At 51.8% G+C, this 2,291-nt stretch carries 2 rRNA genes; both read right to left on the bottom strand.

The features are described 5' to 3' along the window. Window positions 1–24 precede the first annotated feature (24 nt). Window positions 25–137 (bottom strand): 5S ribosomal RNA (gene rrf, locus IE092_RS18625). 119 nt (window positions 138–256) lie between these two features. After that, window positions 257–2,291: ribosomal RNA gene (locus tag IE092_RS18620) — 23S ribosomal RNA — on the bottom strand; the annotation flags it as partial.

Genomic DNA, 2,291 nt, shown 5'->3' with positions numbered 1-2,291 from the left:
GAGAGCGGGGGTTTCTTATGGGGAGCCTGACGATGACCTACTTTCACACTGGTTGCAGCACTATCATCGGCGCAAAGTCGTTTCACGGTCCTGTTCGGGATGGGAAGGGGTGGTACCAACTCGCTATGGTCATCAGGCTTAAACTGTCAGCGCAGCGTTCTGCCGCGCCCAACTCAGAAGACTTTTCGTTTTAATCTTTTCGGTAACTCTTGTTCTTACTTCGCTAAATTTCACTCATGTCACCTACTAAAGTTATAGGGACAAGCCTTACGGGCAATTAGTACTGGTTAGCTTAATGCATTACTGCACTTCCACACCCAGCCTATCAACGTCCTGGTCTCGAACGACCCTTCAAGGAGCTTAAAGCTCCGGGATATCTCATCTTAAGGCGAGTTTCCCGCTTAGATGCTTTCAGCGGTTATCTCTTCCGAACATAGCTACCCGGCAATGCCATTGGCATGACAACCGGTACACCAGAGGTTCGTCCACTCCGGTCCTCTCGTACTAGGAGCAGCCCCCTTCAAATATCCAACGCCCACGGCAGATAGGGACCAAACTGTCTCACGACGTTTTAAACCCAGCTCACGTACCACTTTAAATGGCGAACAGCCATACCCTTGGGACCGGCTACAGCCCCAGGATGTGATGAGCCGACATCGAGGTGCCAAACTCCCCCGTCGATATGAACTCTTGGGAGGAATCAGCCTGTTATCCCCAGAGTACCTTTTATCCGTTGAGCGATGGCCCTTCCATACAGAACCACCGGATCACTATGTCCTACTTTCGTACCTGCTCGACTTGTCGGTCTCGCAGTTAAGCACGCTTATGCCATTGCACTATTAGCACGATGTCCGACCGTACCTAGCGTACCTTCGAACTCCTCCGTTACACTTTGGGAGGAGACCGCCCCAGTCAAACTGCCTACCATGCACTGTCCCCGACCCGGATAACGGGCCAAGGTTAGAACCTCAAACAAACCAGGGTGGTATTTCAAGGACGGCTCCACGTGTACTGGCGTCCACGCTTCAAAGCCTCCCACCTATCCTACACAGACCGGTTCAAAGTCCAATGCAAAGCTACAGTAAAGGTTCATGGGGTCTTTCCGTCTAGCCGCGGGTAGATTGCATCATCACAAACACTTCAACTTCGCTGAGTCTCGGGAGGAGACAGTGTGGCCATCGTTACGCCATTCGTGCAGGTCGGAACTTACCCGACAAGGAATTTCGCTACCTTAGGACCGTTATAGTTACGGCCGCCGTTTACTGGGACTTCAATCAAGAGCTTGCACCCCATCATTTAATCTTCCAGCACCGGGCAGGCGTCACACCCTATACGTCCACTTTCGTGTTTGCAGAGTGCTGTGTTTTTATTAAACAGTCGCAGCCACCAGTTTATTGCAACCTCTTCGCCCTCCTGAAGTAAATCAGTCAAGCTACAAAGGCGTACCTTATCCCGAAGTTACGGTACCAATTTGCCGAGTTCCTTCTCCCGAGTTCTCTCAAGCGCCTTAGAATACTCATCTCGCCCACCTGTGTCGGTTTGCGGTACGGTCTCGTTAGACTGAAGCTTAGAGGCTTTTCTTGGAACCACTTCCGATTGCTTCGTGAATAAATTCACTCGTCTCAACCCCTTGAATTACGTGCCCGGATTTGCCTAAGCACCTTCTATAAGTTAAGAACAGGCTCTTCCAACCGCCTGACAACCTTCCGCGATCCGTCCCCCCATCGCATCTAACGACGGTGCAGGAATATTAACCTGCTTCCCATCAGCTACGCATCTCTGCCTCGCCTTAGGGGCCGACTCACCCTGCTCCGATGAACGTTGAACAGGAAACCTTGGGCTTACGGCGTGGGGGCTTTTCACCCCCATTATCGCTACTCATGTCAGCATTCGCACTTCTGATACCTCCAGCAACCGTTACCAGTCACCTTCACAGGCTTACAGAACGCTCTCCTACCATATCCTTAAAGGATATCCGCAGCTTCGGTGCCGTGCTTAGCCCCGTTACATCTTCCGCGCAGGACGACTCGATCAGTGAGCTATTACGCTTTCTTTAAAGGGTGGCTGCTTCTAAGCCAACCTCCTGACTGTTTTAGCCTTCCCACTTCGTTTTCCACTTAGCACGTCTTTGGGACCTTAGCTGGCGGTCTGGGTTGTTTCCCTCTTGACACCGGACGTTAGCACCCGATGTCTGTCTCCCATGCTCGCACTCTTCGGTATTCGGAGTTTGCAATGGTTTGGTAAGTCGCGATGACCCCCTAGCCATAACAGTGCTCTACCCCCGAAGGTGA

Origin of the sequence: Cognatundibacterium squillarum, from assembly GCF_014652435.1 — a bacterium.
Classification (GTDB): Bacteria; Pseudomonadota; Gammaproteobacteria; order Burkholderiales; family Burkholderiaceae_D; genus Undibacterium; species Undibacterium squillarum.
This window is presented reverse-complemented; position numbering and strand designations above follow the sequence as displayed.